23 protein-coding genes and 2 tRNA genes are annotated in these 21,379 nt (G+C 73.2%); 12 read left to right on the plus strand and 13 right to left on the minus strand.

All coding sequences use genetic code 11. The annotated features are described in order from the left end of the window. The first annotated feature begins 14 nt into the window (after positions 1–14). Together BM223_RS05960 and BM223_RS05965 are read left to right on the plus strand one after the other, a co-directional pair. On the plus strand, positions 15–1,016 hold the full coding sequence (locus tag BM223_RS05960) for an ABC transporter ATP-binding protein (RefSeq protein ID WP_052139386.1): 1,002 nt from the start codon (positions 15–17) through the stop codon (positions 1,014–1,016). Continuing rightward, entirely contained in the window at positions 1,013–1,828 is an 816-nt protein-coding gene (locus tag BM223_RS05965; RefSeq protein ID WP_082003754.1) for an ABC transporter permease, read from the plus strand. Before BM223_RS05960 ends, BM223_RS05965 begins: the two co-directional genes overlap by 4 nt. Here the strand turns inward: BM223_RS05965 and BM223_RS05970 are convergent. From BM223_RS05970 to BM223_RS05990, 5 genes are all read right to left on the minus strand, one after another. Next, positions 1,825–2,406: a Uma2 family endonuclease gene (locus BM223_RS05970; protein ID WP_052138920.1), complete on the minus strand. Its 582-nt coding sequence runs from the start codon at positions 2,404–2,406 to the stop codon at positions 1,825–1,827. The two genes, BM223_RS05965 and BM223_RS05970, sit on opposite strands and share 4 nt — an antisense overlap. An 88-nt stretch (positions 2,407–2,494) precedes the next feature. Continuing rightward, on the minus strand, positions 2,495–3,475 hold the full coding sequence (locus tag BM223_RS05975; protein WP_038680849.1) for a DUF2332 domain-containing protein: 981 nt from the start codon (positions 3,473–3,475) through the stop codon (positions 2,495–2,497). A 12-nt stretch (positions 3,476–3,487) separates the two neighbouring features. Continuing rightward, positions 3,488–4,321: a purine-nucleoside phosphorylase gene (locus BM223_RS05980; protein WP_038680847.1), complete on the minus strand. Its 834-nt coding sequence runs from the start codon at positions 4,319–4,321 to the stop codon at positions 3,488–3,490. A gap of 17 nt (positions 4,322–4,338) precedes the next feature. Beyond that, positions 4,339–5,772 (minus strand): YncE family protein, encoded by a 1,434-nt coding sequence (locus BM223_RS05985; RefSeq protein WP_052138919.1) that lies wholly within the window; start codon positions 5,770–5,772, stop codon positions 4,339–4,341. A gap of 19 nt (positions 5,773–5,791) precedes the next feature. Next, the gene (locus BM223_RS05990) at positions 5,792–6,814 is read right to left on the minus strand and encodes a hypothetical protein (protein WP_038680845.1); all 1,023 of its coding nucleotides are present in this window, start codon (positions 6,812–6,814) and stop codon (positions 5,792–5,794) included. A gap of 78 nt (positions 6,815–6,892) precedes the next feature. Here BM223_RS05990 and BM223_RS05995 point away from each other — a divergent pair, with 78 nt between their 5' ends. Continuing rightward, positions 6,893–8,629, plus strand: coding sequence for an outer membrane protein assembly factor BamB family protein (locus BM223_RS05995; RefSeq protein ID WP_038680843.1), 1,737 nt, complete (start codon positions 6,893–6,895; stop codon positions 8,627–8,629). 26 nt (positions 8,630–8,655) lie between these two features. Here the strand turns inward: BM223_RS05995 and BM223_RS06000 are convergent, their stop codons facing one another. From BM223_RS06000 to BM223_RS06010, 3 genes are read right to left on the minus strand one after another with little or no spacing between them, the layout of a single operon-like run. Continuing rightward, complete coding sequence (locus tag BM223_RS06000) at positions 8,656–9,108, minus strand: gamma-glutamylcyclotransferase (protein ID WP_038680841.1); 453 nt, start codon at positions 9,106–9,108, stop codon at positions 8,656–8,658. Between the two features lie 10 nt (positions 9,109–9,118). Then, the gene (locus BM223_RS06005) at positions 9,119–9,565 is read right to left on the minus strand and encodes a GNAT family N-acetyltransferase (RefSeq protein ID WP_200887001.1); all 447 of its coding nucleotides are present in this window, start codon (positions 9,563–9,565) and stop codon (positions 9,119–9,121) included. Positions 9,566–9,596: 31 nt separating this feature from the next. After that, on the minus strand, positions 9,597–10,775 hold the full coding sequence (locus BM223_RS06010; protein ID WP_075018477.1) for a S8 family peptidase: 1,179 nt from the start codon (positions 10,773–10,775) through the stop codon (positions 9,597–9,599). A 114-nt stretch (positions 10,776–10,889) separates the two neighbouring features. Between BM223_RS06010 and lpdA the strand changes: the two genes are divergently transcribed. Further along, positions 10,890–12,290 (plus strand): dihydrolipoyl dehydrogenase, encoded by a 1,401-nt coding sequence (gene lpdA / locus BM223_RS06015; protein ID WP_038680837.1) that lies wholly within the window; start codon positions 10,890–10,892, stop codon positions 12,288–12,290. 60 nt (positions 12,291–12,350) lie between these two features. Here the strand turns inward: lpdA and BM223_RS06020 are convergent, their stop codons facing one another. Beyond that, complete coding sequence (locus BM223_RS06020) at positions 12,351–12,836, minus strand: TspO/MBR family protein (RefSeq protein ID WP_038680835.1); 486 nt, start codon at positions 12,834–12,836, stop codon at positions 12,351–12,353. A 60-nt stretch (positions 12,837–12,896) separates the two neighbouring features. Between BM223_RS06020 and BM223_RS06025 the strand changes: the two genes are divergently transcribed. After that, the gene (locus tag BM223_RS06025) at positions 12,897–13,265 is read left to right on the plus strand and encodes a TraR/DksA family transcriptional regulator (RefSeq protein WP_038680833.1); all 369 of its coding nucleotides are present in this window, start codon (positions 12,897–12,899) and stop codon (positions 13,263–13,265) included. Continuing rightward, the gene (locus BM223_RS06030) at positions 13,262–13,780 is read left to right on the plus strand and encodes a hypothetical protein (protein WP_038680831.1); all 519 of its coding nucleotides are present in this window, start codon (positions 13,262–13,264) and stop codon (positions 13,778–13,780) included. Before BM223_RS06025 ends, BM223_RS06030 begins: the two co-directional genes overlap by 4 nt. Here the strand turns inward: BM223_RS06030 and BM223_RS06035 are convergent. Genes BM223_RS06035 through BM223_RS06050 form a run of 4 tightly spaced genes read right to left on the minus strand, consistent with a single transcriptional unit; the run spans position 13,763 to position 17,263 of the window. Then, complete coding sequence (locus BM223_RS06035; RefSeq protein ID WP_038680829.1) at positions 13,763–14,758, minus strand: DMT family transporter; 996 nt, start codon at positions 14,756–14,758, stop codon at positions 13,763–13,765. The genes BM223_RS06030 and BM223_RS06035 overlap by 18 nt on opposite strands. Then, positions 14,755–15,519, minus strand: a complete 765-nt coding sequence (locus tag BM223_RS06040; protein ID WP_038680827.1) for an amino acid ABC transporter ATP-binding protein — start codon at positions 15,517–15,519, stop codon at positions 14,755–14,757. The genes BM223_RS06035 and BM223_RS06040 overlap by 4 nt, the downstream gene beginning before the upstream one ends. After that, on the minus strand, positions 15,519–16,397 hold the full coding sequence (locus tag BM223_RS06045; RefSeq protein WP_038680825.1) for an amino acid ABC transporter permease: 879 nt from the start codon (positions 16,395–16,397) through the stop codon (positions 15,519–15,521). The genes BM223_RS06040 and BM223_RS06045 overlap by 1 nt, the downstream gene beginning before the upstream one ends. Further along, entirely contained in the window at positions 16,394–17,263 is an 870-nt protein-coding gene (locus BM223_RS06050; RefSeq protein ID WP_038680823.1) for an ABC transporter substrate-binding protein, read from the minus strand. The genes BM223_RS06045 and BM223_RS06050 overlap by 4 nt, the downstream gene beginning before the upstream one ends. Before the next feature lie 45 nt (positions 17,264–17,308). On the opposite strand from BM223_RS06050, the gene BM223_RS06055 reads away from it, so the two are divergent. The 6 genes from BM223_RS06055 to BM223_RS06080 all read left to right on the plus strand — a co-directional run bounded on the left by BM223_RS06055 (position 17,309) and on the right by BM223_RS06080 (position 21,346). Beyond that, positions 17,309–18,676, plus strand: a complete 1,368-nt coding sequence (locus BM223_RS06055; protein WP_038680821.1) for an NAD(P)H-quinone dehydrogenase — start codon at positions 17,309–17,311, stop codon at positions 18,674–18,676. Between the two features lie 32 nt (positions 18,677–18,708). Beyond that, complete coding sequence (locus BM223_RS06060) at positions 18,709–19,215, plus strand: ribose-5-phosphate isomerase (RefSeq protein WP_038680820.1); 507 nt, start codon at positions 18,709–18,711, stop codon at positions 19,213–19,215. After that, the gene (locus tag BM223_RS06065; RefSeq protein ID WP_038680817.1) at positions 19,215–20,051 is read left to right on the plus strand and encodes an Fpg/Nei family DNA glycosylase; all 837 of its coding nucleotides are present in this window, start codon (positions 19,215–19,217) and stop codon (positions 20,049–20,051) included. Before BM223_RS06060 ends, BM223_RS06065 begins: the two co-directional genes overlap by 1 nt. Further along, positions 20,015–21,097, plus strand: coding sequence for a PP2C family protein-serine/threonine phosphatase (locus BM223_RS06070; RefSeq protein WP_235318978.1), 1,083 nt, complete (start codon positions 20,015–20,017; stop codon positions 21,095–21,097). The genes BM223_RS06065 and BM223_RS06070 overlap by 37 nt, the downstream gene beginning before the upstream one ends. Positions 21,098–21,174: 77 nt before the next feature. Beyond that, positions 21,175–21,245: transfer RNA gene (locus BM223_RS06075), tRNA-Gly, on the plus strand. Positions 21,246–21,273: 28 nt separating this feature from the next. Next, positions 21,274–21,346: transfer RNA gene (locus BM223_RS06080), tRNA-Pro, on the plus strand. The last annotated feature ends 33 nt before the right edge of the window (positions 21,347–21,379 follow it).

Here is a 21,379-nt window from a genome sequence, read left to right on the forward strand (position 1 = left end):
CTAGCGTGGTGGTCATGGAGAACAACACGACCCACGGCCCGGTGATCCGCACCGTCGGACTCACCCGGCACTTCACGCGCGGCAAGCAGACGATCGAGGCCGTGCGCGGCCTCGACCTGGAGGTGGCGGCCGGCGAGCTGGTCGCCTTCCTCGGTCCCAACGGCGCCGGCAAGTCGACCACCTTGCGGATGCTGACCACCCTCATCGCCCCCACCTCCGGCAGCGCCACCGTCGCCGGTCACGACGTCGTCCGGGAGCGGGCGGCGGTCCGCCGGTCGATCGGGTACGTCGGGCAGGGCAACGCCGCGGGGCACCAGTTCCGCGGGCGCGACGAGATCATGTGCCAGGCCCGCGCGCACGGGCTCTCGCGGAGCGACGCGCGTCGTCGCACCGACGAGCTGCTCGAGGCCTTCGACCTCGCCGAGCACGCCGACCGCCCCGTCGCCCAGCTCTCCGGCGGGCAGCGGCGCCGTCTCGACGTCGCGATCGGTCTGGTCCAGGAGCCGCCGATCCTCTTCCTCGACGAGCCCTCGACCGGCCTCGACCCGCAGAACCGGGTCAACCTGCAGGAGCAGGTCCGCCGGCTCAACGCCGACCTCGGCACCACCATCGTGCTCACCACGCACTACCTCGAGGAGGCCGACGCCCTGGCCGGCCGGGTGATCGTGATCGACCACGGCGAGGTCATCGCCGACGACTCGGCCGCCGCCCTCAAGTCGGCCCTCGGCGACCTGGTCGCCCTGTCGTTCGCCTCGCCGGACGCCGCCGTCGCCGCAGCCGCCCGCGCCGACCGGGTGCCCGGCGCCCAGGTGGTGGTGGACGGCGCCCGGGTCGAGCTGCGCGCCGCCCACGGCCGCGACACCGCACCCGGCCTGGTCACCGACCTCGCCGCCGCCGGTACGCCGGTGACCCGGATCGAGGTCGTCGGCCCGACCCTCGACGACGTCTTCCTCAACCTGACCGGACGCAGCCTGCGCGAGAACCAGAGCACGACCACCGAAGGAGCAGCAGCATGAGCATCTCCCTGACCACCCCGGCGGCCCCGGCGGCCGCGGCCCGTCGTACCCCTGTCGTGGCGCGGCCGGTCGGCGTCCTCGCCGACATCGGCAACGTCCTCGTCCGCGAGCTGCAGCCGGTGCTGCGCCAGCCGGCGTCCGTCCTCTTCGCGATGGTCCAGCCGCTCGTCTTCCTCGGCCTCTTCGCGCCGCTCCTGCCCGACACCGGCGACGGCTCGGCGCTCCAGTGGTTCGTGCCCGGCATCGTCGCGATGACCGCCCTGATGAGCGCCTCGTTCACCGGCGCCAACCTCTCGGAGGAGATCGTCAGCGGGTCCTTCGAGCGCCTCCTCGTCTCGCCGGTGCGCCGCTCGTCGCTGATGATCGGCAAGGCGCTGCGCGAGATGGTGCCGCTCGTGCTGCAGACGATCATCATCGTCGCGGTCGCGACGCCGTTCGGCTTCGACCTGCACGTCGGCGGCATCCTGGTCGGCATGGCCCTGCTGGTGCCGTTCAGCGTCGGCCTCGGTGCCCTCAGCCTCGCCCTCGCCGTCGCGGCGAAGGAGCAGGCCTGGGTGTTCTGGACCGTGCAGCAGACGGTGATCTTCCCGCTCCTGCTCCTGGCCGGCGTCCTGCTGCCCCTCGACGGCGCGCCCGGCTGGCTCCGCACCGCCTCGGACGTCAACCCGCTCACGCACATCGTCGAGGCCGAGCGAGCGCTGTTCGCCGGCTCGTTCCCGGGCGAGACGGTGCTCTACGGGGCGATCGCGTCGCTCGTCGTCGGGGTGCTCGGGCTGTGGGTCGGCGTGCGGCGGATGAACCGCGCGAGCTAGAGGTCGAGCAGCTCGACCGGTGTGATCGCCACCGCGAACGGCTCCGTGGCCGTCCAGGTCTCCTGGGCGGCCACGCGGACCGTCTCCACATAGCGGCCCTCGTGCAGGGACCACACGGTCAGCGTGGGCTCTCGTGGGTCGATCGTCCAGTACGACGGGCACCCCGCCGCCGCGAGGATCTCCATCTTGGGCCCGAGGTCGAACGCCCGGGTCGAGGGGGAGTGGACCTCGACGGCGAGCAGGGGCGCGATGTAGAGCGCGTCCTCCGCCGGGTCGGAGCGCCGGGTCACGACCAGGTCGGGCTGCAGGCAGGTGTCGACGCCGATCCGGACGTCGAAGGGCGAGAGCACGACCTGCAGGTCGTCCGTGCGAGCTGCTCGCAGCAGGGCGTACAGCGAGCCGACGATCAGCTGGTGCCGGGTGGCCGGCGCGCCCATGATCAGCAGCACCCCGTTGAGCAGCTCATGGCGACAGCCGTTCTCGGGCAGCGCGTCGAGGTCCTCGAGCGTGTACGGCCCGGGCCGCACGAGCACGTCGCCCGGCTCGATCGTCAACGTGGGCGGACGGACGACTGTCATGACTCCCATGGTGCCTCCTGCGGTCCATGGCGACCAGCGTGCACGACTCCGCGCGTCGCCGCCGGCGTCATCCACAGGCCTGTGGGCGTCAGCCCACCCAGCGCAACGCCCGCCCGTGCCCGTGCGTCTGCGCGACCATCTGCCCGTCGATCCCGAGCACGAAGGTCGGATGACCTTCCGGGATCGGCGGGCCGGTGCGGGTGACCGACGGCAGCACCTGCGGGCCCTCGTTGCTCACCCAGTGACAGGCGCCGTCGGCGACGAGGCCGCGGACCATCCGGTCGAAGTCGAGCCGCAGGTCCGGCGGCAGGTAGGCGATGACCGCGCTGTGGAACACCACCACCGTCCCGTACGACGACGCGCGCGCCACCAGCCCCGGCAGCTCGGTGAGCAGGTCGCCCCGCACGATCGACGGCGGGTCTGCCCGAGCGACGGCGACGGCCTGGCGGAGCCGGGCCCGGCGCTCGTCCTGCTCGGGCCAGACCAGGGTCTCGAGCCAGCCGGTCGCGTCGGGGTCGGTGACGTCGAGCGGGTTGAGGTCGATGCCGCCGCGCCAGGCCACCTCGGGCAGGTGGGTGGGCAGCGGGGCCGGGCCGCTGACCCGGCAGGGGAGGCGGGGCTCGTCGCCGAGAAGGACGTCACCGGACGCCGTCGACCAGGCGTAGCCCCAGCGGTCGGGGTAGAGGCAGAGCCCCGCGGACGCGCCGACCTCGAGCAGCGCGAGCGGTCCGTCGAAGCCGGCGAACGCGGGGACCAGGGTGGCGAGCCGGCCGACCTCGTTGGTCTGCGTGGCCCGGGCCAGGACGGTGGCCCGGATCGGGCCGCCGGGGCCGTCGGCGAGGAGGGCGGCGCGCAGGCCGTCGTACGGTCCCGGTGCCGGTACGCCGTGGTGCCGGGCCGCCGCGAAGACCAGGTTGGGCTGCTGCTTGAGGTCGGGCAGCGTGCGGATCCACGCCTGGACCTCGGGGTCGCCGGCGACCCCGAGCGCCCAGGCCGTGAACGTGGGGGAGTCGGCCGCCTCGGCGGCGAAGCGGCGGTAGGACTCCTCGACCTCGGCGTAGGGCTCCATGCCCTGAGCCTGTCAGATGCGGGGGACGATCTCGCCGAGCAGGGCGCCCATCCGGGTGGCGGCCTGGCGGCCGGCCTCGAGCACCTCGGCGTGGTTGAGCGGCTCGCCGCTCAGGCCCGCGGCGAGGTTGGTGACGAGGCTGATGCCGAGGATCTCCATGCCGGCCTCGCGGGCCGCGATCGCCTCGAGCGTCGTGCTCATGCCGACGAGGTGACCGCCGAGGATGCTGGCCATCCGTACCTCGGCCGGGGTCTCGTAGTGCGGCCCGGTGAACTGCACGTAGACGCCCTCGTCGAGGCTCGGCTCGACCTCGCGGCACAGCTCGCGCAGCCGCGCGGAGTAGAGGTCGGTGAGGTCGACGAAGTTGGCGCCGACGATGGGCGACTGGCCGGTCAGGTTGATGTGGTCGCTGATGAGCACCGGGGTGCCGGGGGTCCAGGTCGGCTTGAGACCACCGCAGCCGTTGGTCAGCACGATGGCGCGGCAGCCCGCTGCGGCCGCCGTGCGCACCCCGTGGACGACGGCCGCGACGCCGCGGCCCTCGTAGTAGTGGGTGCGGCTGAGGAAGAGCAGCAGGTGCCGGTCGGCCGCGCCGTTCTCGCCGGGCAGCCGGATCGAGCGGATCTTGCCGGAGTGCCCCTGGACCGCCGACGCCGCGAAGCCCGGCAGCGAGGTCACGTCGATCTCGGTGGTGTTCGCGCCCCCGGCGCCGTCGAGCGCGTCGGCGGCCGGCAGCCAGCCCGAGCCGAGGACGAGCGCCACGTCGTGGCGGGCGACACCGGTGAGCTCGGTGAGACGGACGGCGGCCTCTTCGGCCAGGGCGTACGGCGTGGGGGACTCGGTCACGGAGCGACTCTAGAGGATCACCACGCGGCGAGGACGGCCTCGGGGACATACCCGTGCCGGACCCGCTGGGGGTGGTCGCCGACCGCGCGGTAGGCGAGCTCCTCGCCGGTCTCGCTGTCGAGGACGGCGACCGCGTCGCTGCCCGACAGCGAGATCCAGCAGGTGCCGCCGAGCCCCTCGGTGGTCCAGTAGGGCTTGAGGTACGTGTGGCCGGTGGTCTTCTCGTCGAAGATCCGGTAGCGGCCGGACTCGCGGTCCACGAGCGCCGCGTAGTCGTCCATGGTGCCGGCCACGCAGAGCGTGTCGCCGTCCTCGTCGATGGAGAGGCCGTGGTGGGCCGAGTCGTTGACGTACTTCTCGCGCAGCATGTTCGGCACCCGGTTGGGCAGCGGGACCAGGCGGGTGACCGCGCCGACGCGCGGCTCGGGGATGCCGCCGAGCGTGTAGTCGACCTTGCCGTTGAGGTCGGGCGCCTGGGTGTCGAACTCGACGTACCCGTGGAAGAAGGAGACCTGGAAGTAGACGAAGCGCTCGTCGGGAGAGACCGCCATCGGCCGCACGGCGCTGCTCATCTGGGGGTAGCCCGCCTCGGCGAGCTCGCGGCCGATGCCCCAGCGCCGCTCGATGCCGAAGTCGGCGTTGCGCACGACCTGGAACCAGCGGTCGCCCTTGAGCCCGTCGAGCAGCGGCGAGTCGCCGGGCGTGTAGACGAGGCCGATCGACGCGTGGAAGATCTGCTCGCCGTCGCGCGTGTAGTTGCTCTCGTGGGGAGTCTCGCCCGACGCGAACGTCCGCAGCCGGTCGCCCAGCTTGATCACGGTACCGTCGGTCAGCGTCTCGTCGACCATCGAGTACTCGATGACCTGGCGCTCGGTCGAGTCCGACACGAGCAGCCGCCGCCCGTCGCGGGAGAGCGCCATGTGGTCGCTGCGGTGGCCGTCCATCGCCTGCTCGCGCACGATCGAGTCGGTCCGGCCCGCGGCGGCCTTCTCGATGTCGATCCACACGACGTCGGCGAAGCTCGGCCGCGAGACGGCGAGGTAGCGCCCGTCGAGCGTGGTGAACATGTCGTCGACGAACTGGTCGTGGCCCTCGCCCGGGCCGTAGCGGATGAGCAGGAAGTAGGCGAGCGAGACCGGGTTGCGGCGGATCTCGGCGAGCTCCTGGGCCTTGTCCGGGATCAGGTCCACCCCGCGCTTGAGCACCTCGAAGGTGTGCGCGTCGACCACGCTCGCCGTCCCCGCCCAGTTGTTGCCGACCCACATGACGTCGCGCAGCCCCGGCGCGCGCTCGGGGAGGGACGTCGGCGCGGCCGTGCTCGGACGCGCGGCGACCTGGGCGTCCTCGGCGACCGTGGCCGGGGCCGGGTCCGGGAGCAGCAGCGCGAGCGCGGCGACGCTGGTCGCCGTGGCCGCGAGGGACAGGCGACGGAGGGGGGAGGGAGTCCGCATAACCTGACAACGGTTCAGGTTAGCCGGACGTCACGCTCTCCAGGTAGGACGCCGCCCGCCGGTCCCACGCGGTCGGCGGCCTGCCCGGGGTGGGGCCGGCGCCGAGGGTGAGCGCGACCAGGTCGTCGGTGGCGGGCAGCCCGCCCCCGGAGACGTCGACGCGCACGTCGTACGTCGTCCCGCGCGGCAGCGTCGCGACGACGTCCAGCTGGGCGCGCAGCAGGGGCCAGAGCCGGTCACCCCAGGCCGTCGGCGTGACGACGCCCTTCCGGTCGACGCCGGGCAGCACGAGGTCGAGGCGGACCCGCGTGGGTGCGGCCGGGTCGCCGACGGCCCCGGCCTCGCCGATCCAGGTCTGCGCGGTGGCGCCGGCCGGGGCCCGGTCGAGGGTGCCGCGCAGCGCCTGCCACCGGGCGAGAGTGGCGGCCGTCACCGGCGCGTGCGCGGCCAGCCCCGACGAGTCACGGGGCTGGCGCTGCCCGGTGCGGATCGAGAGGTCCGGGACCTGCCGCAGCACCGGGTCGGCGAGCGTGGTCCGGATCGCGGCCGTGACCGCGTCGGGCGACTCGTCGGCCAGCACCACCTCCGTGCCGCGCGGCCCGAGCGTGACGGAGCCGTCGAAGGTGCGGGCCGCCGTCAGGAACTGCTCGGCGCGCTCGGTCGCCGTCGCCGGCAGGGTGGCGTAGGCGAGGTCGACGAGGTCCTTGCCGCCGAGGGAGCTGGTGTCGTCGGGCAGCTTGCCCCAGCCCAGTGAGAGCGTCGCGAAGTCGGGCCGCTCGGCAGCCAGCGTCTCGAGCACGGTGGTCAGCTGCGCCACGGTGATGTCCTCGTCGAGGTCGGCCACGATGACGAGACCGCGGACGCCGTCCTCGATCTCCTCCAGGCCCGAGCGGGTGTCGCGGACACCGGCCAGCCCGGCGAGTACACCACCCCCACCGTCGGGGCGCTCCGGCCCGTCGTCCTCGGAGCGGCAGCCGGCGAGGACGGCCAGCGCCAGCGCGAGTGCGAGCGCGAGGAGCGGCAGGGGCCGGCGGCAGGACATGGCCCCTGCCTACCCCATCCGGCCCGGATCCATGTGTCGTCCCGTTTCGGGCGCGCCCGGAAGGGGAACGACGAGGCCGTGACCGACCCCGAGACGCTGTTCGCGCGCCTCGTGGCCGGCCGCCCGGCCCGGATCCGCGAGATCGGCGCCGAGCTCGTGCTCGAGGACACCCGGGTCACCGAGGCCGTCGACCAGCTCACGGCCGGGCTCGCCGGGGTGCGGTGGAACGGCGGGCTCGCCGTCCTCGCCTGCCTGGGCGCGGGACAGCGGGTCTTCGTGGCCAGCTGCCTGACGTCGTGGCGGCTCTACCGGACCGGCCGGGTGCTCGACCGGCTCGCCGACCAGGTCGACGCCATCGAGGAGTGGGCGCGCACCACCATCGGTGTCTGGCGCCAGCGCGATCCTGCGCTCGACCCCGCGCAGGTCGACAGCCTGCGCCAGGGCGTGAGCTTCGTGCTCGTGCAGGGGATCCTCGTCTACGGTGCGCTCCTCGGCCAGGCGCGCAGCGACATCACGAGCAGCGACGACGAGCTGGCCGACTGGCTGAAGGACGGCGCCTCCGACGACTACCGCTGGGCGCTCGCCTACGGCGGCGGCCGGGGTCCCCGGGTCCCCGACGTCGCGGCCAACGGCGACGACGGCGGCTGGACGCCGCAGGGCCTCGGCTACGACCCCGCGACCGGGCAGTACGTCACGACGTCCTACCGCACCAACGTCGGCGATCCCGACGACAAGGGCGACGACTACGACGACAGCCAGCTCACCGTCGTCGACCCGGGCACCGGCGACGTCGTCAACCAGGTGCGCCTGGGCGGCCCCGGCAACGTCAGCCTCGGGCCCAGCCACGCAGGCGGCGTCGCCGTCAACGGCGACCACGTCTACGTCGTCGGTGGCGGCAAGCTCTACGACTACGACCTCGGCGAGATCCGGTCCGCGGCGCCCGGCGCGACCGTGCACCCGTCTGCGGTGATCGAGCCGCCCGCGACGTCGTACGTGACGGTGGCAGGGGGCAAGGTCTACCTCGGCAAGTGGGACAAGGAGGGCAAGGACGACGAGATCTGGGTCTACGACATCGGCTCCGACGGCCGGCCCGACCTGAGCACGGGCAGCCGGTACGACGCGCCGGCGGGCTCCAACGGCGTCGCGGTGCTGCCCGGCGACCGGCTGGTGTTCTCGGTCAACCACGGGCGGGGCGAGGCCGGCGAGCTCGAGTCCTACGAGGTGCGCGACGGCGAGCTGCACGGCACCGGCTCGATCCCGGTCGCGAACCTCCCCGAGGAGCTGATCGTCACCCCCGACGGCCGGTTGGTCGGGATCAACGAGTCCGGCGCCTCCGACTACGCCCCGTGGGACACCGACGGCCGGGACCGGGACGGCGACCACGGCGGCGAGGACGACGGCATCGGCGACACCGGCGGCTCCGAGGGCACCGACCTGGCGGACTTCTGGGCCCGCACCCACCTGTTCGACCTGCCGCTCGGCGCCCTCGACGGCGACGGTTTCCATGTCGAGCCGGTGACCCTGGAGCAGGGCGCCCTCCAGGCGTACGGCGCCGCCGACGGGCTCGACGGCGTCCGGACCCGGCTCACCGGGCTGCACCTCCCCACGACGCTGCTGGGGGAGGTGGCCGGTGCCGACGAGCTGAGCACGGCCGTCGACTCGGCGCTCGCCACGGTCCGCTCCGACCTGCGCCACCTCGCACCGGCGGCCGACCGGATGGGCGACGAGCTCAAGGCGACGTCGTCCGACTACAGCACGACGGACCTCGCCGCCGGCCTGGTGCTCAACCTCCTGCTGACCCGCATCCTCGGCTGAGCCGGCCGAGGGGCTCCGTCACGCCCCTAGAGCCCGGTCGAGCGGCAGGCGCGCCCGCGCAGTCGCGTCACGTAGTCGGCCGGCGCGTCGGCGGCCTCGGCGGCCGCCGCGATCACTCCCAGGTACGACGCCGACGGCAGCCCGCCCTCGTACGCGTCGAGCACGTAGGTCCAGGCCACGATCTCGCCGACCATCGTCGAGACGCGCACCTTGGTGCGGCGGTAGAGGCCCGAGTCGGCCGACTCCCACTTGTCCAGCTGCGCGCCGTCGAGGGGGCTCATGTCGTAGACGGCGACGAAGACCTGCTCGATGGGGTCCTGGACGATCGTGGCGAGCGCGCCGTCCCAGCCGTGCTCCTCGCCTCCGAACGTCAGCCGCCACCCGGTCAGCCAGCCGGTCGTCCGCATGGGGGAGTGCGGGCACCGCTCGCCCATGCGGGCCGGGTCGAGGTTGGTCCCGTAGGCGGCGTACGACGTCACGCAGGCCAGGCTAGTGCGTCGCGCCCGGCGCCGCGGGGACGCTCCGGCCGAGGGGCTTGCGGAGGATGATCTCGGTGGCCTCGCCGGGCAGGAGCAAGGCGCCGCTGTCGACGTACCCGAGGCGCCGGTAGAGGTGCTGCGCCCGCTCGGACGCGAGCGTCGACGTCAGCACCTGGTGGTGGCCGGCCGCCGCCTGGGCCTGCTCCCAGGCGGCGACCAGCGTGGTGCCGACGCCGCGACCGCGCTGCTCCGGGGCGACCCAGAGCAGGTTCATGAAGGGGATCTCGTCCCAGAACAGGCCCCACCGCAGGAAACCGGCCGGGCCACCGTCGGTCTCGGCCACCAGCACGCGCCCGAGGGACACGAGCTCGGCCCGGACCTCCGGCGACACGTGCCGGTCGGCTCCGCCGAGGAAGTCCAGGTCCGCCTCGGTCGCGGTGCGGGTCGTGACGCTCACGGCGGTCATCCTCCCACCGGGCGCCCCCTGCTCAGGACCCCGTGTAGAGCAGGTGGTTGGCGGGCGTGGCCGGCGAGCAGATGATCAGCAGGACGCAGCTGCGGGCGGTCCCGCTGATCTTGTTCTTCGTGGTGCTCGCGAGGATCGCGGAGCTGACCGCGCTCGGCGTCGCCGTCGGGTGGGCGGAGAGGTAGAGCGCCGCGGCACCGGCGACGTGCGGGCTCGCCATCGAGGTGCCGCTGATGGTGTTGGTGCCACCGTCGAGCCAGTCCGAGGTGATGTCGACGCCGGGCGCGAACAGGTCGACGCAGGTGCCGCGGTTGGAGAAGCTCGCCCGGGCGTCGTTGCGGTCGCTGGCCGCGACGGTGAGAGCGTCGGGGACCCGGGCCGGCGAGGAGCCGCAGGCGTCGGCGCCCTCGTTGCCGGCGGCGACGGCCATGGTGACGCCGTCGGCGATGACCCGCTGGACGGCGGCGTCGAGCGTGCTGGAGGCGCCCCCGCCGAGGCTCATGTTGGCCACCGCGGGCCGCCCGGCCTGGTGGTTCGCGGCGACCCAGTCGAGGCCCGCGATGACGCCGGACGTCGCTCCGGAGCCCTTGCAGTCGAGCACCCGGACGCCGATCAGCCGGGCCTGCTTGGCCAGTCCGTGCTTCGTCCCGCCGATGGTGCCGGCGACGTGCGTGCCGTGGCCGTTGCAGTCGCTGGCGTCGGTGTCGCCGTCGACGGTGTCGGTGCCGGAGACCGCGCGCCCGCCGAAGTCCGGGTGGGCGAGCTGGAGGCCGGTGTCGACGACGTACACGTCGACGCCGGAGCCGGTCGAGGTGTAGCTGTAGCCGTTGTCGAGCGGGAGGTTGCGCTGGTCGACGCGGTCCTGGCCCCAGCTCGCCGTCGGGCGCTGGGTGTCGGAGGCGCGCACCGTGCGGTCGAGCTCGATCGACTGCACCCGCGCGTCGCCGCGCAGGAGGGTGAGCAGCGCGTCGGTCAGGGTCGCCGCGAACCCGTTGAGCGCGTGCTCGTAGACGTGGGTGACCGCGCCGCCCTTGCGGGTGACGAGGGAGCTCGCGGTGGCCGCCGCGTCGGCGCCGGGCTTGAGCGTGACGATGACGTCGAGGACGCCGGCGGGCCGCGCGGTCGCGGCCGGCTGGGGGAGTGCGACGAGGCCGGCGAGGCCGAGCGCGCAGGCGAGGACGAGTCCGAGGATCCGAGACATGGAGCTGCTCCTTGATCGTGGCCGGTGGCCCCATGCCGCCGTACCGGGGAGTAGGAAGCACCCTCTCCTGAACGTGATGCAGGACACAAGAGGGGGCGCACTACGCTGGCACCCGTGACCCACTTCGATGTCCTCGTCCTCGGTGCCGGCCCCGGTGGGTACGTCGCCGCGATCCGCGCCGCCCAGCTCGGCAAGTCCGTTGCCGTGATCGAGAAGAAGTACTGGGGCGGCGTCTGCCTCAACGTCGGCTGCATCCCCTCCAAGGCGCTGCTCAAGAACGCCGAGCTCGCGCACACGCTGACCCACGAGAAGGCCAAGTTCGGCATCGAGGGCGACGCCACGATGTCCTACGGCCCGACGCACCAGCGCTCGCGCCAGGTCTCCGCGGGCATCGTCAAGGGCGTCCACTTCCTGATGAAGAAGAACAAGATCACCGAGATCGACGGGTGGGGCACGCTGACCGGCCCCAAGTCGGTCTCCGTCGCGCTCAACGACGGCTCCACCGCCGACTACACGTGCGACAGCCTGATCCTGGCCGGCGGCGCCACCGTCCGCACCGTGCCGGGCGTCGAGGTCAACGGCAAGAACATCGTGTCGTACGAGGAGCAGATCCTCGACGAGAACGTCCCGTCGTCGATGATCATCGGCGGCTCGGGCGCGATCGGCGTCGAGTTCGCCTACGTCATGAAGAACTTCGGCGTCGACGTCACCATCGTCGAGTTCCTCGACCGGATGGTCCCGACCGAGGACGCCGACGTGTCCAAGGAGCTGGCCAAGCACTACAAGAAGCTCGGCGTGAAGGTGCTCACCTCCACCGCGGTCAAGGGCGTCGAGGACACCGGCTCGGGCGTCAAGGTCCGGATCGCGCCCGCCGCCGGCGGTGACGAGCAGGTGCTCGAGGCCGACAAGTTCCTCGCCGCCTTCGGCTTCGCCCCCCGCGTCGAGGGCTACGGCCTCGAGGCCGCCGGCGTCGCCCTCACCGACCGCGGCGCCATCGCGATCGACGAGTACTGCCGCACCAACGTCGAGGGCGTCTACGCCATCGGCGACGTCACCGGCAAGATGATGCTCGCCCACGTCGCCGAGGCCATGGGCATCGTCGCGGCCGAGACCATCGCCGGTGCCGAGACGATGCCGGTCGAGTACGACTTCGTCCCGCGCGCGACCTACTGCCAGCCCCAGATCGGCTCCTTCGGCTACACCGAGCAGCAGGCCAAGGACAAGGGCTACGACGTCAAGACGGCGTCCTTCCCCTTCACCGCCAACGGCAAGGCGATGGGCCTGGGCGAGGCCGTGGGCTTCGTCAAGATCGTCGCCGACGCGGAGTACAACGAGATCCTCGGCGCCCACATGATCGGCCCCGACGTGACCGAGCTGCTCCCCGCGCTGACCCTCGCGCAGAAGTGGGACCTCACCGCCGACGAGGTCGGGCGCAACGTCTTCGCGCACCCCACCCTGTCCGAGGCGGTCAAGGAGGCGATCCACGGGATCGCCGGGCACATGATCAACCTCTGAGCGCACCCGCTCGGCGACGACCGACCGGCCGGCCCCCTCGGGGCCGGCCGGTCGGTCGTCTCAGTTGAGGACGACGATCGCCGCGTTGAGCGCGGTCGCGAAGCCCACCCACAGCAGGTACGGCGCCAGCAGCCACGCCGCCGCCCGCGACACCCGCGCGAACAGCACGACCGTCGCGACGATCGCGGCCAGCAGCGCCACGATGTCCACGAGCGCCCACCCGTAGCGGTCCGCCGCGAAGAACAGCGGCGTCCAGGCCAGGTTGAGCGCCAGCTGCACGACCCACGCCCCGACCCCGACCGGCCCTGTGCCGGCCCGCCACGCGAGCCAGCCGGCGACGGCGATCATCACGTAGAGCACCGTCCACACCGGCCCGAACACCCACGACGGTGGCGCGAACGGCGGCAGGTCGAGCGCCCGGTAGGTCGCCGACGACGACCCGGCCGCCAGCCCGCCCACCACGGCGACCACCGCCACGGCTGCCAGGAACGGCAGGAGCGCGAGCCAGGGGCGGGCGGGGTGCGGAGCCGCTGCGGACGTCGTCATGGTCCCAGTCTGCGTGGCCGGCGGGCACCGGCTGTCGGTGCAGCCTGCGAGCATCGACGGATGGCCGAGCCCCCCGACGCACGCGACCGCCTCGTCGCCGAGCGCGACGAGGCGCTGCGGCGCCTGGCCGGCCTGACCGGTGATTTCGACGAGGTCGTCGCCGCCTCCCGGGACACCAACGCCGACGACGAGCACGATCCCGAGGGCGCGACGATCGCGTTCGAGCGCTCGCAGCTCGCCGCACTGGTCCGGCAGGTCCGGGCGCACCTGGCCGACGTCGAGGCGGCGCTGGGACGACTCGATGCCGGCACCTACGGCCTGTGCGAGGTGTGCGGGCGGGCGATCGCGGGGGAGCGGCTGGAGGTACGGCCCGCGGCGCGGACGTGCGTGGTGTGCGCCGCGGCCGGCGGGGTAGGCAAGGCCCCATGACCTCCCGCCTCGAGGACGCCGTGCGCCGGTCGAGCGCGGGCACGCCCTACACCGTCGTCCCGACCGACGACGGCTTCGACCTCCGGCTCGACCTCGCCGACGCGCAGTGGTGGGGCGCCTTCAACCGGGCGGGGCTGCGCACGTCGTTCACCCACGAGGTGCGCGTGCACGGCGACCGCTTCGTCATCACCGACGTCGCCCGGACGGTCGAGTGGGTCGCCGGGAGCCCGCGGATCGCCGCGTCGGCCGCCGTCGAGCGCGGCCGGATCAAGCGCGTGGGGTTCCAGAGGACCTACGCCCTCGGCGACGACCTGCGCCCGCAGAAGGTCGTCGACCACAGCTTCAGCTCCGAGACCGGCCGGCGTCTCATCGAGGACGCCGCCGCCGAGCTCGGCCTGCGCCAGGCGATGCCGCTGGAGCAGAGGATCGCCCTGGCGATGGCGGGTCTCGCCGTCGGCGGCCTGGTGATCGGCGGCCTCGTGGTGCTGGTCCTGTGGCTAGCCGGCGTCCTGTGAGGCGTGGCTCGACTGCCACAGCGCCACCAGGACGCCGACCACGGTCAGCCCGCCCGCCGCGACGCCCACCGGCCCGACGTGGGGGTCGTCGCTGATCACCAGCTCGATGACGAGGGCACCGAGCACCTGGCCGGCGATCACGCACAGCCCGAGAACGAGGACGCCGTGCACCCGCACGAGCGCCGCGGAGAGCCAGATGAAGCCGAGGCCGAGGACGCCGCCGAGGTAGAGGTACCACTGGTGCGGCAGCGGGTCGAGGTCGTGGTCGATCACGAAGGCGACGGCCCAGACGGCGACCAGGCCGATGAACCCGACGACGAAGTTGTTGAGGCTCGACACCCAGGGCCCGGCGACCGCGGAGACGCGACCGTTGAAGGCGGCCTGGACGGCCATCCCGGCGCCGGCGATCAGGGGCAGCAGGGCGAGCCCGGCGGTGGTGAGCGAGAAGGACTCGACGAGCCGCTCGCCCGCGGTCAGCCCGACCGCGGCGACGGCGCAGGCGGCGGCGAGGGCGCGCGGCGGGCTCCAGGGCACCCGGCCGCCGGGACCGAGCCCCGCGTGGTCGACGGCGAGGCTGCTCGACGACTGGCCCGCGGTGACGGCGACGCTGAAGAGGGCGACGCCGATCGTCGCGACGGTCAGGCCCTGGGCGGCGACGAGGGAGGCGCCGGCGAGACCGCCGAGGAGGGCGACCTTCGGCACCGTGCCGGCGCGCACGGCGGTGCGGAGCCCGGCGATCCCGGCGCGCCGCGCCCGCGTCGAGAGGGTGATGACGGCGACGAGCAGGAGTCCGCTGCCGAACGCGAGGACGGCGGCGGTGAGCCCTGCGGACGCCGTACCGCCGAGGTCGGTCGCGAGCCGGCCGTTGATCTGCGCCTGGACGGCGATCATGGCGCCCGCGCCGAGCATCGCCGGGATGGCGGCGAGCCGGACGAACCGGCTCGGGGGCGCGGCTGCGGCAGTGGCGGCGGCGCTCACTGGGGGAGCACCCGGCGCAGGAACTCCCGGGTCCGGGCCTGGGTCGGTGCGCCGAGCACCTGGGCGGGTGGGCCCTCCTCGGCGATCCGGCCGGCGTCGAGGAAGCAGACGTGCGAGGCGACCTCGCGCGCGAAGCTCATCTCGTGGGTGGCCAGCACCATCGTCGTCCCGGCCTCCGCGAGGCTGCGCACGATGTCGAGCACCTCGCCGACGAGCTCCGGGTCGAGCGCCGCGGTGATCTCGTCGAGCAGGAGCAGCGCGGGGTCGGTGCACAGCGCGCGGACGAGAGCGACCCGCTGCTGCTGGCCGCCGGAGAGCTGGTCGGGGTGCTTGGCGACGTGCTCGCCGAGCCCGAACCGGTCGAGCAGCTCGTGCGCGCGCTCCTTGGCCGCCGCGGCCGGCACGCCGTGCACCTTGCGCGGGGCGAGCGTGCAGTTGTCGAGGACGCTCAGGTGGGGGAACAGGTTGTAGGCCTGGAACACCATCCCGATGTCGCGGCGCACCTCCTGCGGACGCACGAGCGGGTCGGAGATCTCGCGCCCCTGGAACTCGATCACGCCGTCGTCGATCGGCTCGAGCAGGTCGAGGCAGCGCAGCAGCGTCGACTTCCCCGAGCCCGACGACCCGATCAGGCACACGACGTCACCGGGCGAGATCGTCAGCGACACGTCGTCCAGGACGACGCGCCGGCCGGCCTCGCCGTGCCGGGCGTAGGTCTTGCGGAGGTTGCGCACCTCCAGCAGGGGAGTGCCGGCAGCCATCAGAGCGCTCCTGCCCGCTCGCGCCGCGCGACCCGGCGGGCCAGCGCGTCGCACAGCCGTGCCAGCGGCACGGTCATGACGACGAAGAAGGCCGCGGCGACGACGATCGAGGTGAAGTTGAAGTGGAAGCTCGCGTAGTCCGTGGCGGCGAAGAGCGCGTCGAAGAGCGAGACCGACGCGACCAGCGCGGTGTCCTTCTGCAGCGAGACGAAGTCGTTGAGCAGCGGCGGCACGACCCGGCGCACGGCCTGCGGGACGACGACGTGGCGCATGGTCTGGGCCCGGGAGAGGGCCAGCGCCTCGGCGCTGGCGACCTGGGAGGGGTGGACGCCCTCGATTCCGGAGCGGAACACCTCGGCGACGTAGGCCGAGTAGGACACGACGAGGGCGACGGTCGCCCAGAAGAAGATGCTCGTCGGCAGCCCGGCCAGTCCCAGCGCGGGCATGCCGAAGACGAACAGGAAGACGAGGAGCAGCGTCGGGATGCCGCGCACCACGTCGGTGTAGACGACAGCGAGCCCGCGCAGCGGCACGAGCCAGGCCGAGCGGGCCTGGCGGACCAGCGCCAGCGCGAGGCCGAGGACCAGGATCAGCGGCTCCGCGATGAGGAACATCTTGACGTTGATCCAGAAGCCCTTGGCGATCGCGGGCAGCGACTCCTTGGCGTGGTGCGGGTCGAGGAAGGTCGCCCGCACCCGCGGCCACCCCGGCGAGAGGACGACGGCAGCGACGAGAGCGCCGAGCACGACGATCGTGGCGAGGCTCGCGATGACGACGCGCTGGTTACGCTGCCGCTCGCGGGTACGACGCCGGGCGAGCTCGCGCTCGCTGGGCGCCCAGTCCGTGGTGCCGGAGGGTTCGGAGGTCGGCGTGCTCACTTGAGCTCGGGCACGCTCACGACGTCGGACAGCCACTTCTTCTGGAGTTCGGCGAGCGTGCCGTCCTTCTCGAGGGCGTCGAGCGCGCCGTTGACGCAGGGGAGCAGCTCGTTGCCCTGCTCGAACAGCAGGCCGAACTCCTCGGGCGTGCCCGAGTCGAACTGGAACTGGCCGAGCAGCTTGCTGTCCGGGATCTCGACCGAGCTGATGTAGAACGCGGTCGGGAGGTCGGCGATGATCGCGTCGACCTGGCCGTTGAGCATCGCCTGCTTGGCGTTGTTGGTGTTCTGGAACACCAGCGGGTCCTTCGCCGGCTTGATGACGTCGCGGATCGCGGTCAGCGACGTCGTCCCGGTCTGGGCGCCGATCTTGAAGTCGGCCAGGTCGGCGATGTCGGTGATCTTCGCGGCGGGGCTGTCCTTGAGGACGATGACCGCCTGGGCCGCGGAGTAGTAGCCGTTCGAGAAGTCGACGGCCTTCTCGCGCTCGGGGTCGATCGAGATCTGGTTGATGTCGAAGTCGAAGTTCTTCGGGCCCGGCTTGTAGGAGTTGTTGAACGGCACCGTCACCCAGGTCACCTGGTCCTCGGTGAAGCCGAGCTGCTCGGCGATCGCGTAGGCGACCGCGGACTCGTAGCCCTTGCCGTTGCTGGGGTCGTTGTCGACGAACCACGGCTCGTACGCCGGGGAGTCGGTGCCGACCGACAGCACGCCCTTCGTCACCAGCGGCAGGTCGGCGACGGCGCACTTGTCGGCGTCCGCCGTCTTGCCGGTCTGCTCGGCCTTGTCCTCCGCCGGGGCGCACGCGGCCAGGGCGGACACGAGGAGAGCGGCGGCGAGGGGGGTGAGGAGGCGGTTGACACGCATGGCGCGAATCGTACGGCGCCCGGTTCCGCTGCAAGAATGGCGCCCATGGCACGCGTGGTGATCGTCGGAGGCGGACCGGGCGGCTACGAGTCGGCCCTGGTGGCGGCACAGCTCGGGGCGGAGGTCGTGGTCGTCGACTCCGACGGCGTCGGCGGGTCCGCCGTCCTCACCGACTGCGTGCCGAGCAAGACGCTGATCGCGACGGCCGAGGTGATGACCGACTTCGGCGCCGCCGGTGAGCTCGGCATCGTCGTCGACGAGCCGCGGGTCGACCTGGCGCGCATCAACGAGCGGGTCAAGGCGCTGGCGCTGGCCCAGTCCGCCGACATCGCGGGACGGCTGGCCCGCGAGGGTGTCACCGTCGTCCACGGGCGCGGCCGGCTCGACGGTCCCTCCCGCGTGGTCGCCACGCACGACGACGGCACCGAGACGACGTACGACGCCGACGCGGTGCTCGTCGCGACGGGCGCGACGCCCCGGGTGCTCGACACCGCGCAGCCCGACGGCGAGCGGATCCTCACCTGGGAGCAGGTCTACGACCTCGACGAGCTGCCCGAGCACGTGATCGTCGTCGGCTCCGGCGTCACCGGTGCGGAGTTCGCGAGCGCCTACCAGTCGCTCGGCATCCCGGTCACCCTCGTGTCCTCGCGCGACCGGGTGCTGCCCGGTGAGGACCAGGACGCCGCCCAGGTGCTCGAGGACGTCCTCACCCGCCGCGGCATGACCGTCCTGTCCCGCTCGCGCATGCAGTCCGTCACGCGCGACGGCGACGTCGTCACCGTGACCCTCCAGGACGGCCGCGAGGTCACCGGCTCGCACTGCATCCTGGCGCTCGGCTCGGTCCCCAACACCGCGGGGATCGGCCTCGAGTCGGCCGGCGTCGCGCTCGGCGAGGGCGGCTTCGTCACCGTCGACCGGGTCTCGCGCACCTCCGCCCCCGGCGTCTACGCGGCCGGCGACTGCACCGGCGTCTTCATGCTCGCCTCCGTCGCGGCCATGCAGGGCCGGATCGCGATGGCCCACGTGCTGGGCGACGCCGTCCAGCCGCTCGACCTCGGCGTGGTCGCCTCCAACGTCTTCACCTCGCCCGAGATCGCCACCGTCGGCGTCACCCAGCAGCAGGTCGACGCCGGCGAGGTCCTCGCCGAGGTCGTCATGCAGCCGCTCGCGACCAACCCCCGCGCCAAGATGCAGGGCATCGTCGACGGCTTCGTCAAGCTCTTCGTCGCCCCGGGCTCGCGCAGCCTGCTCGGGGGCGTCGTCGTGGGGCCGCGGGCGTCCGAGCTGATCCACCCGGTCGCGCTCGCCGTGACCGAGCGACTCACCGCCGACCAGCTCGCCCAGACGTTCACGGTCTACCCGTCGATCAGCGGCTCCGTCGCCGAGGCCGCCCGGCGCCTGCACCAGATGTAGGACGCCGCCGGGCCACCTGCGAGGATTGCCCCATGCGCGTCCACCTCGGCTGCGACCACGCCGGTCTCGAGCTCAAGTCCCACCTCATCGGCTGGCTCACCGAGCACGGCTACGAGCCCGTCGACCACGGCCCGTTCGTGTACGACGCGCTCGACGACTACCCGGTGTTCTGCCTGCGGGCGGCCGAGGGTGTCCGCGCCGACCGGGAGCAGGGTCTCGACAGCCTCGGCGTCGTCATCGGCGGCTCGGGCAACGGCGAGCAGATCGCGGCCAACAAGGTCCAGGGCGTCCGCGCGGCGCTGGCCTGGTCGGAGCAGACCGCGAGCCTGGCCCGCGAGCACAACGACGCCTGGGTCGTCGCGGTCGGTGGCCGAATGCACTCGCTCGACGAGATGACCCGCCTGGTCGAGGTCTTCCTCACCACGCCCTACACCGGCGAGGAGCGCCACGCGCGCCGCATCGCCCAGCTCTCCGCCTACGAGACCACCGGCGACCTCCCGCCCCTGCCCGAGTCCGCGCTCGGGCACGGCGAGGCCTGATGCCCGAGGGCCATACCCTCCACCGGCTCGCCGGCGAGCTCACCACGGTCTTCGGCGGCCACCAGGTCCAGGTCGGCAGTCCGCAGGGACGCTTCGCCGACTCCGCCGCGCACCTCGACGGCACCCGCCTGCTCGACGCCGAGGCGTGGGGCAAGCAGCTCTTCGTCCGCTTCGAGGGGGAGCGGTTCGTGCACGTCCACCTCGGGCTGTACGGCACGTTCGAGGTCCGCGCCGACGTCCCCGAGATCCCGCTGCCGATCGGGCAGGTGCGGCTGCGCCTGGCCCGCCCCGGTGCGTACGGCGACCTGCGCGGCGCGACCACCTGCGCCCTGGTGACCGCGGCCGAGCGCGCCGCGGTGGTCGCCAAGGCCGGTCCCGACCCGCTGCGGGCCGACGCCGATCCCGACCGGGCGTGGGCCCGGATCAGCCGCAGCAGCGCGCCGATCGGCACCCTGCTCATGGACCAGACGGTGCTGGCGGGGGTCGGCAACGTCTACCGCGCCGAGGTGCTGTTCCGGCACCGGATCCACCCGTTGCGACCCGGTCGCACGCTTCGGGTCTCGCAGTGGCGCGCGATCTGGGACGATCTGGTCGTGCTGATGGCCGAGGGGGTGCGCAGCGGACGGATCGACACCGTCCGGCCCGAGCACACGCCCGAGGCGATGGGCCGTGCGCCGCGGGTCGACGACCACGGCGGCGAGGTCTACGTCTACCGGCGCACCGGGCAGCCCTGCCACGTGTGCGGGGGCGCCGTCCGCACCGAGGTGCTCGGCGGCCGCAACCTGTTCTGGTGCCCCCGGTGCCAGCCGACCTTCCGGTCCCGGGCGGCGCGATGATGAACGCGCGGCGCTGGGCGCTGACCGACGTCGGGACGGCCTCGGTGCTCGCCCTGGTCGCCGCCGGCATGGTCGCGGGCATCGCGTACCGCCCCGAGGACGTGCCGATCAACCTGATCTTCCTGCCGCTCGTGCTCGGCATCCTGTTCCTCAGCAACCGGGTGCTGCCGTGGTTCGCCGGCTACGTGCTCATCGCGCTCGGTTGCGCCGCCCTCCTCCAGGAGGAGTTCACCGCCCGCATCGTGGCCGCCCTCGGCGTGATGGCGGGGGTCTCGGTGCTCGTCATCCTGATGTCCCTGCGGCGGGGCCAGATCGGCAACGTCGGCCCCCTGCGGGGCCAGTCGATGCTCGTCGACCTGCGCGACCGGATCCTCGCCCAGGGCGAGATCCCCGCGCTGCCGCCGACCTGGCTCGTCGAGTCCGCCCTGTCGTCGGCCGGCGGCTCCCCGTTCGCCGGCGACTTCGTCGTCGCCACCAGCGGCGAGCGCAACCACCGCATCGAGCTCGTCGTCGTCGACGTGTCCGGCAAGGGCGAGGCCGCCGGCACCCGCGCGCTCCAGCTCTCCGGTGCGATGGGCGGCCTGGTCACCGCGCTGCCCCCGGACCGCTTCCTGCCCGCGGCCAACGACTACCTCCTCAAGCGCGCCTGGGAGGAGGGCTTCGCGACCGCCGTCCACGTCTCGGTCGACCTGGTCACCGGGGTGTACGAGCTGCGCTCGGCCGGGCACCCGCCCGCCCTCCAGCGGCACGCCGGCTCCGGCCGCTGGCAGCTGCTCCCCGCCGAGGGACCGGTCCTCGGCATCGTCGAGGACGTCGAGTACACCTGCTACCGCGGCCGCCTCGACCCCGGCGACAGCCTGCTGCTCTACACCGACGGGATGGTCGAGGAGCCGCGCCGCGACATCGACCTCGGCATCGACCACATGATGGGGGCGGCTGAGTCGCTGCTGCGCCACTCGTGGGACGGCCTCGCCGACCGGCTCGTCGCCGCCGTGGGCTCGCCGGACGACGACCGGGCCCTGCTCGTCGTCCACCGGCGGCCCTGAGTTGGGGGAGGCAGCCGGCCGTGTGGCACGATTGCCCGTGGCTCTCGGCCAGGCGTGAGCCTGGCCCGGGGCCGCGCGGGGATGTAGCTCAATGGTAGAGCCTCAGTCTTCCAAACTGATTACGCGGGTTCGATTCCCGTCATCCCCTCGAAGTGCGGCCCACCCGGGCCGTTCCGCGGGGCGTAGCGTAGTGGCTAGCGCGCCTGCTTTGGGAGCAGGAGACCGCAGGTTCGAGTCCTGTCGCCCCGACAGATCGCCCCGATCGGCGGGCCCCCCTGGCCC

Source organism: Pimelobacter simplex (assembly GCF_900114845.1).
Taxonomy (GTDB): domain Bacteria; phylum Actinomycetota; class Actinomycetes; order Propionibacteriales; family Nocardioidaceae; genus Nocardioides; species Nocardioides simplex.

What these genes read in the sequence shown, in the direction of transcription:
- BM223_RS06065 (WP_038680817.1), top strand. Translation starts at nt 19,215, where the DNA reads ATGCCCGAGGGCCATACCCTCCACCGGCTCGCCGGCGAGCTCACCACG.
- BM223_RS06040 (WP_038680827.1), bottom strand. Translation starts at nt 15,519, where the DNA reads ATGGCTGCCGGCACTCCCCTGCTGGAGGTGCGCAACCTCCGCAAGACC.
- BM223_RS06020 (WP_038680835.1), bottom strand. Translation starts at nt 12,836, where the DNA reads ATGACGACGTCCGCAGCGGCTCCGCACCCCGCCCGCCCCTGGCTCGCG.
- BM223_RS05975 (WP_038680849.1), bottom strand. Translation starts at nt 3,475, where the DNA reads ATGGAGCCCTACGCCGAGGTCGAGGAGTCCTACCGCCGCTTCGCCGCC.
- BM223_RS05965 (WP_082003754.1), top strand. Translation starts at nt 1,013, where the DNA reads ATGAGCATCTCCCTGACCACCCCGGCGGCCCCGGCGGCCGCGGCCCGT.
- BM223_RS06050 (WP_038680823.1), bottom strand. Translation starts at nt 17,263, where the DNA reads ATGCGTGTCAACCGCCTCCTCACCCCCCTCGCCGCCGCTCTCCTCGTG.
- BM223_RS06055 (WP_038680821.1), top strand. Translation starts at nt 17,309, where the DNA reads ATGGCACGCGTGGTGATCGTCGGAGGCGGACCGGGCGGCTACGAGTCG.
- BM223_RS06010 (WP_075018477.1), bottom strand. Translation starts at nt 10,775, where the DNA reads ATGTCTCGGATCCTCGGACTCGTCCTCGCCTGCGCGCTCGGCCTCGCC.
- BM223_RS05960 (WP_052139386.1), top strand. Translation starts at nt 15, where the DNA reads ATGGAGAACAACACGACCCACGGCCCGGTGATCCGCACCGTCGGACTC.
- BM223_RS05970 (WP_052138920.1), bottom strand. Translation starts at nt 2,406, where the DNA reads ATGACAGTCGTCCGTCCGCCCACGTTGACGATCGAGCCGGGCGACGTG.
- BM223_RS06060 (WP_038680820.1), top strand. Translation starts at nt 18,709, where the DNA reads ATGCGCGTCCACCTCGGCTGCGACCACGCCGGTCTCGAGCTCAAGTCC.
- BM223_RS06030 (WP_038680831.1), top strand. Translation starts at nt 13,262, where the DNA reads ATGACCTCCCGCCTCGAGGACGCCGTGCGCCGGTCGAGCGCGGGCACG.
- BM223_RS06025 (WP_038680833.1), top strand. Translation starts at nt 12,897, where the DNA reads ATGGCCGAGCCCCCCGACGCACGCGACCGCCTCGTCGCCGAGCGCGAC.
- BM223_RS05985 (WP_052138919.1), bottom strand. Translation starts at nt 5,772, where the DNA reads ATGCGGACTCCCTCCCCCCTCCGTCGCCTGTCCCTCGCGGCCACGGCG.
- BM223_RS05990 (WP_038680845.1), bottom strand. Translation starts at nt 6,814, where the DNA reads ATGTCCTGCCGCCGGCCCCTGCCGCTCCTCGCGCTCGCACTCGCGCTG.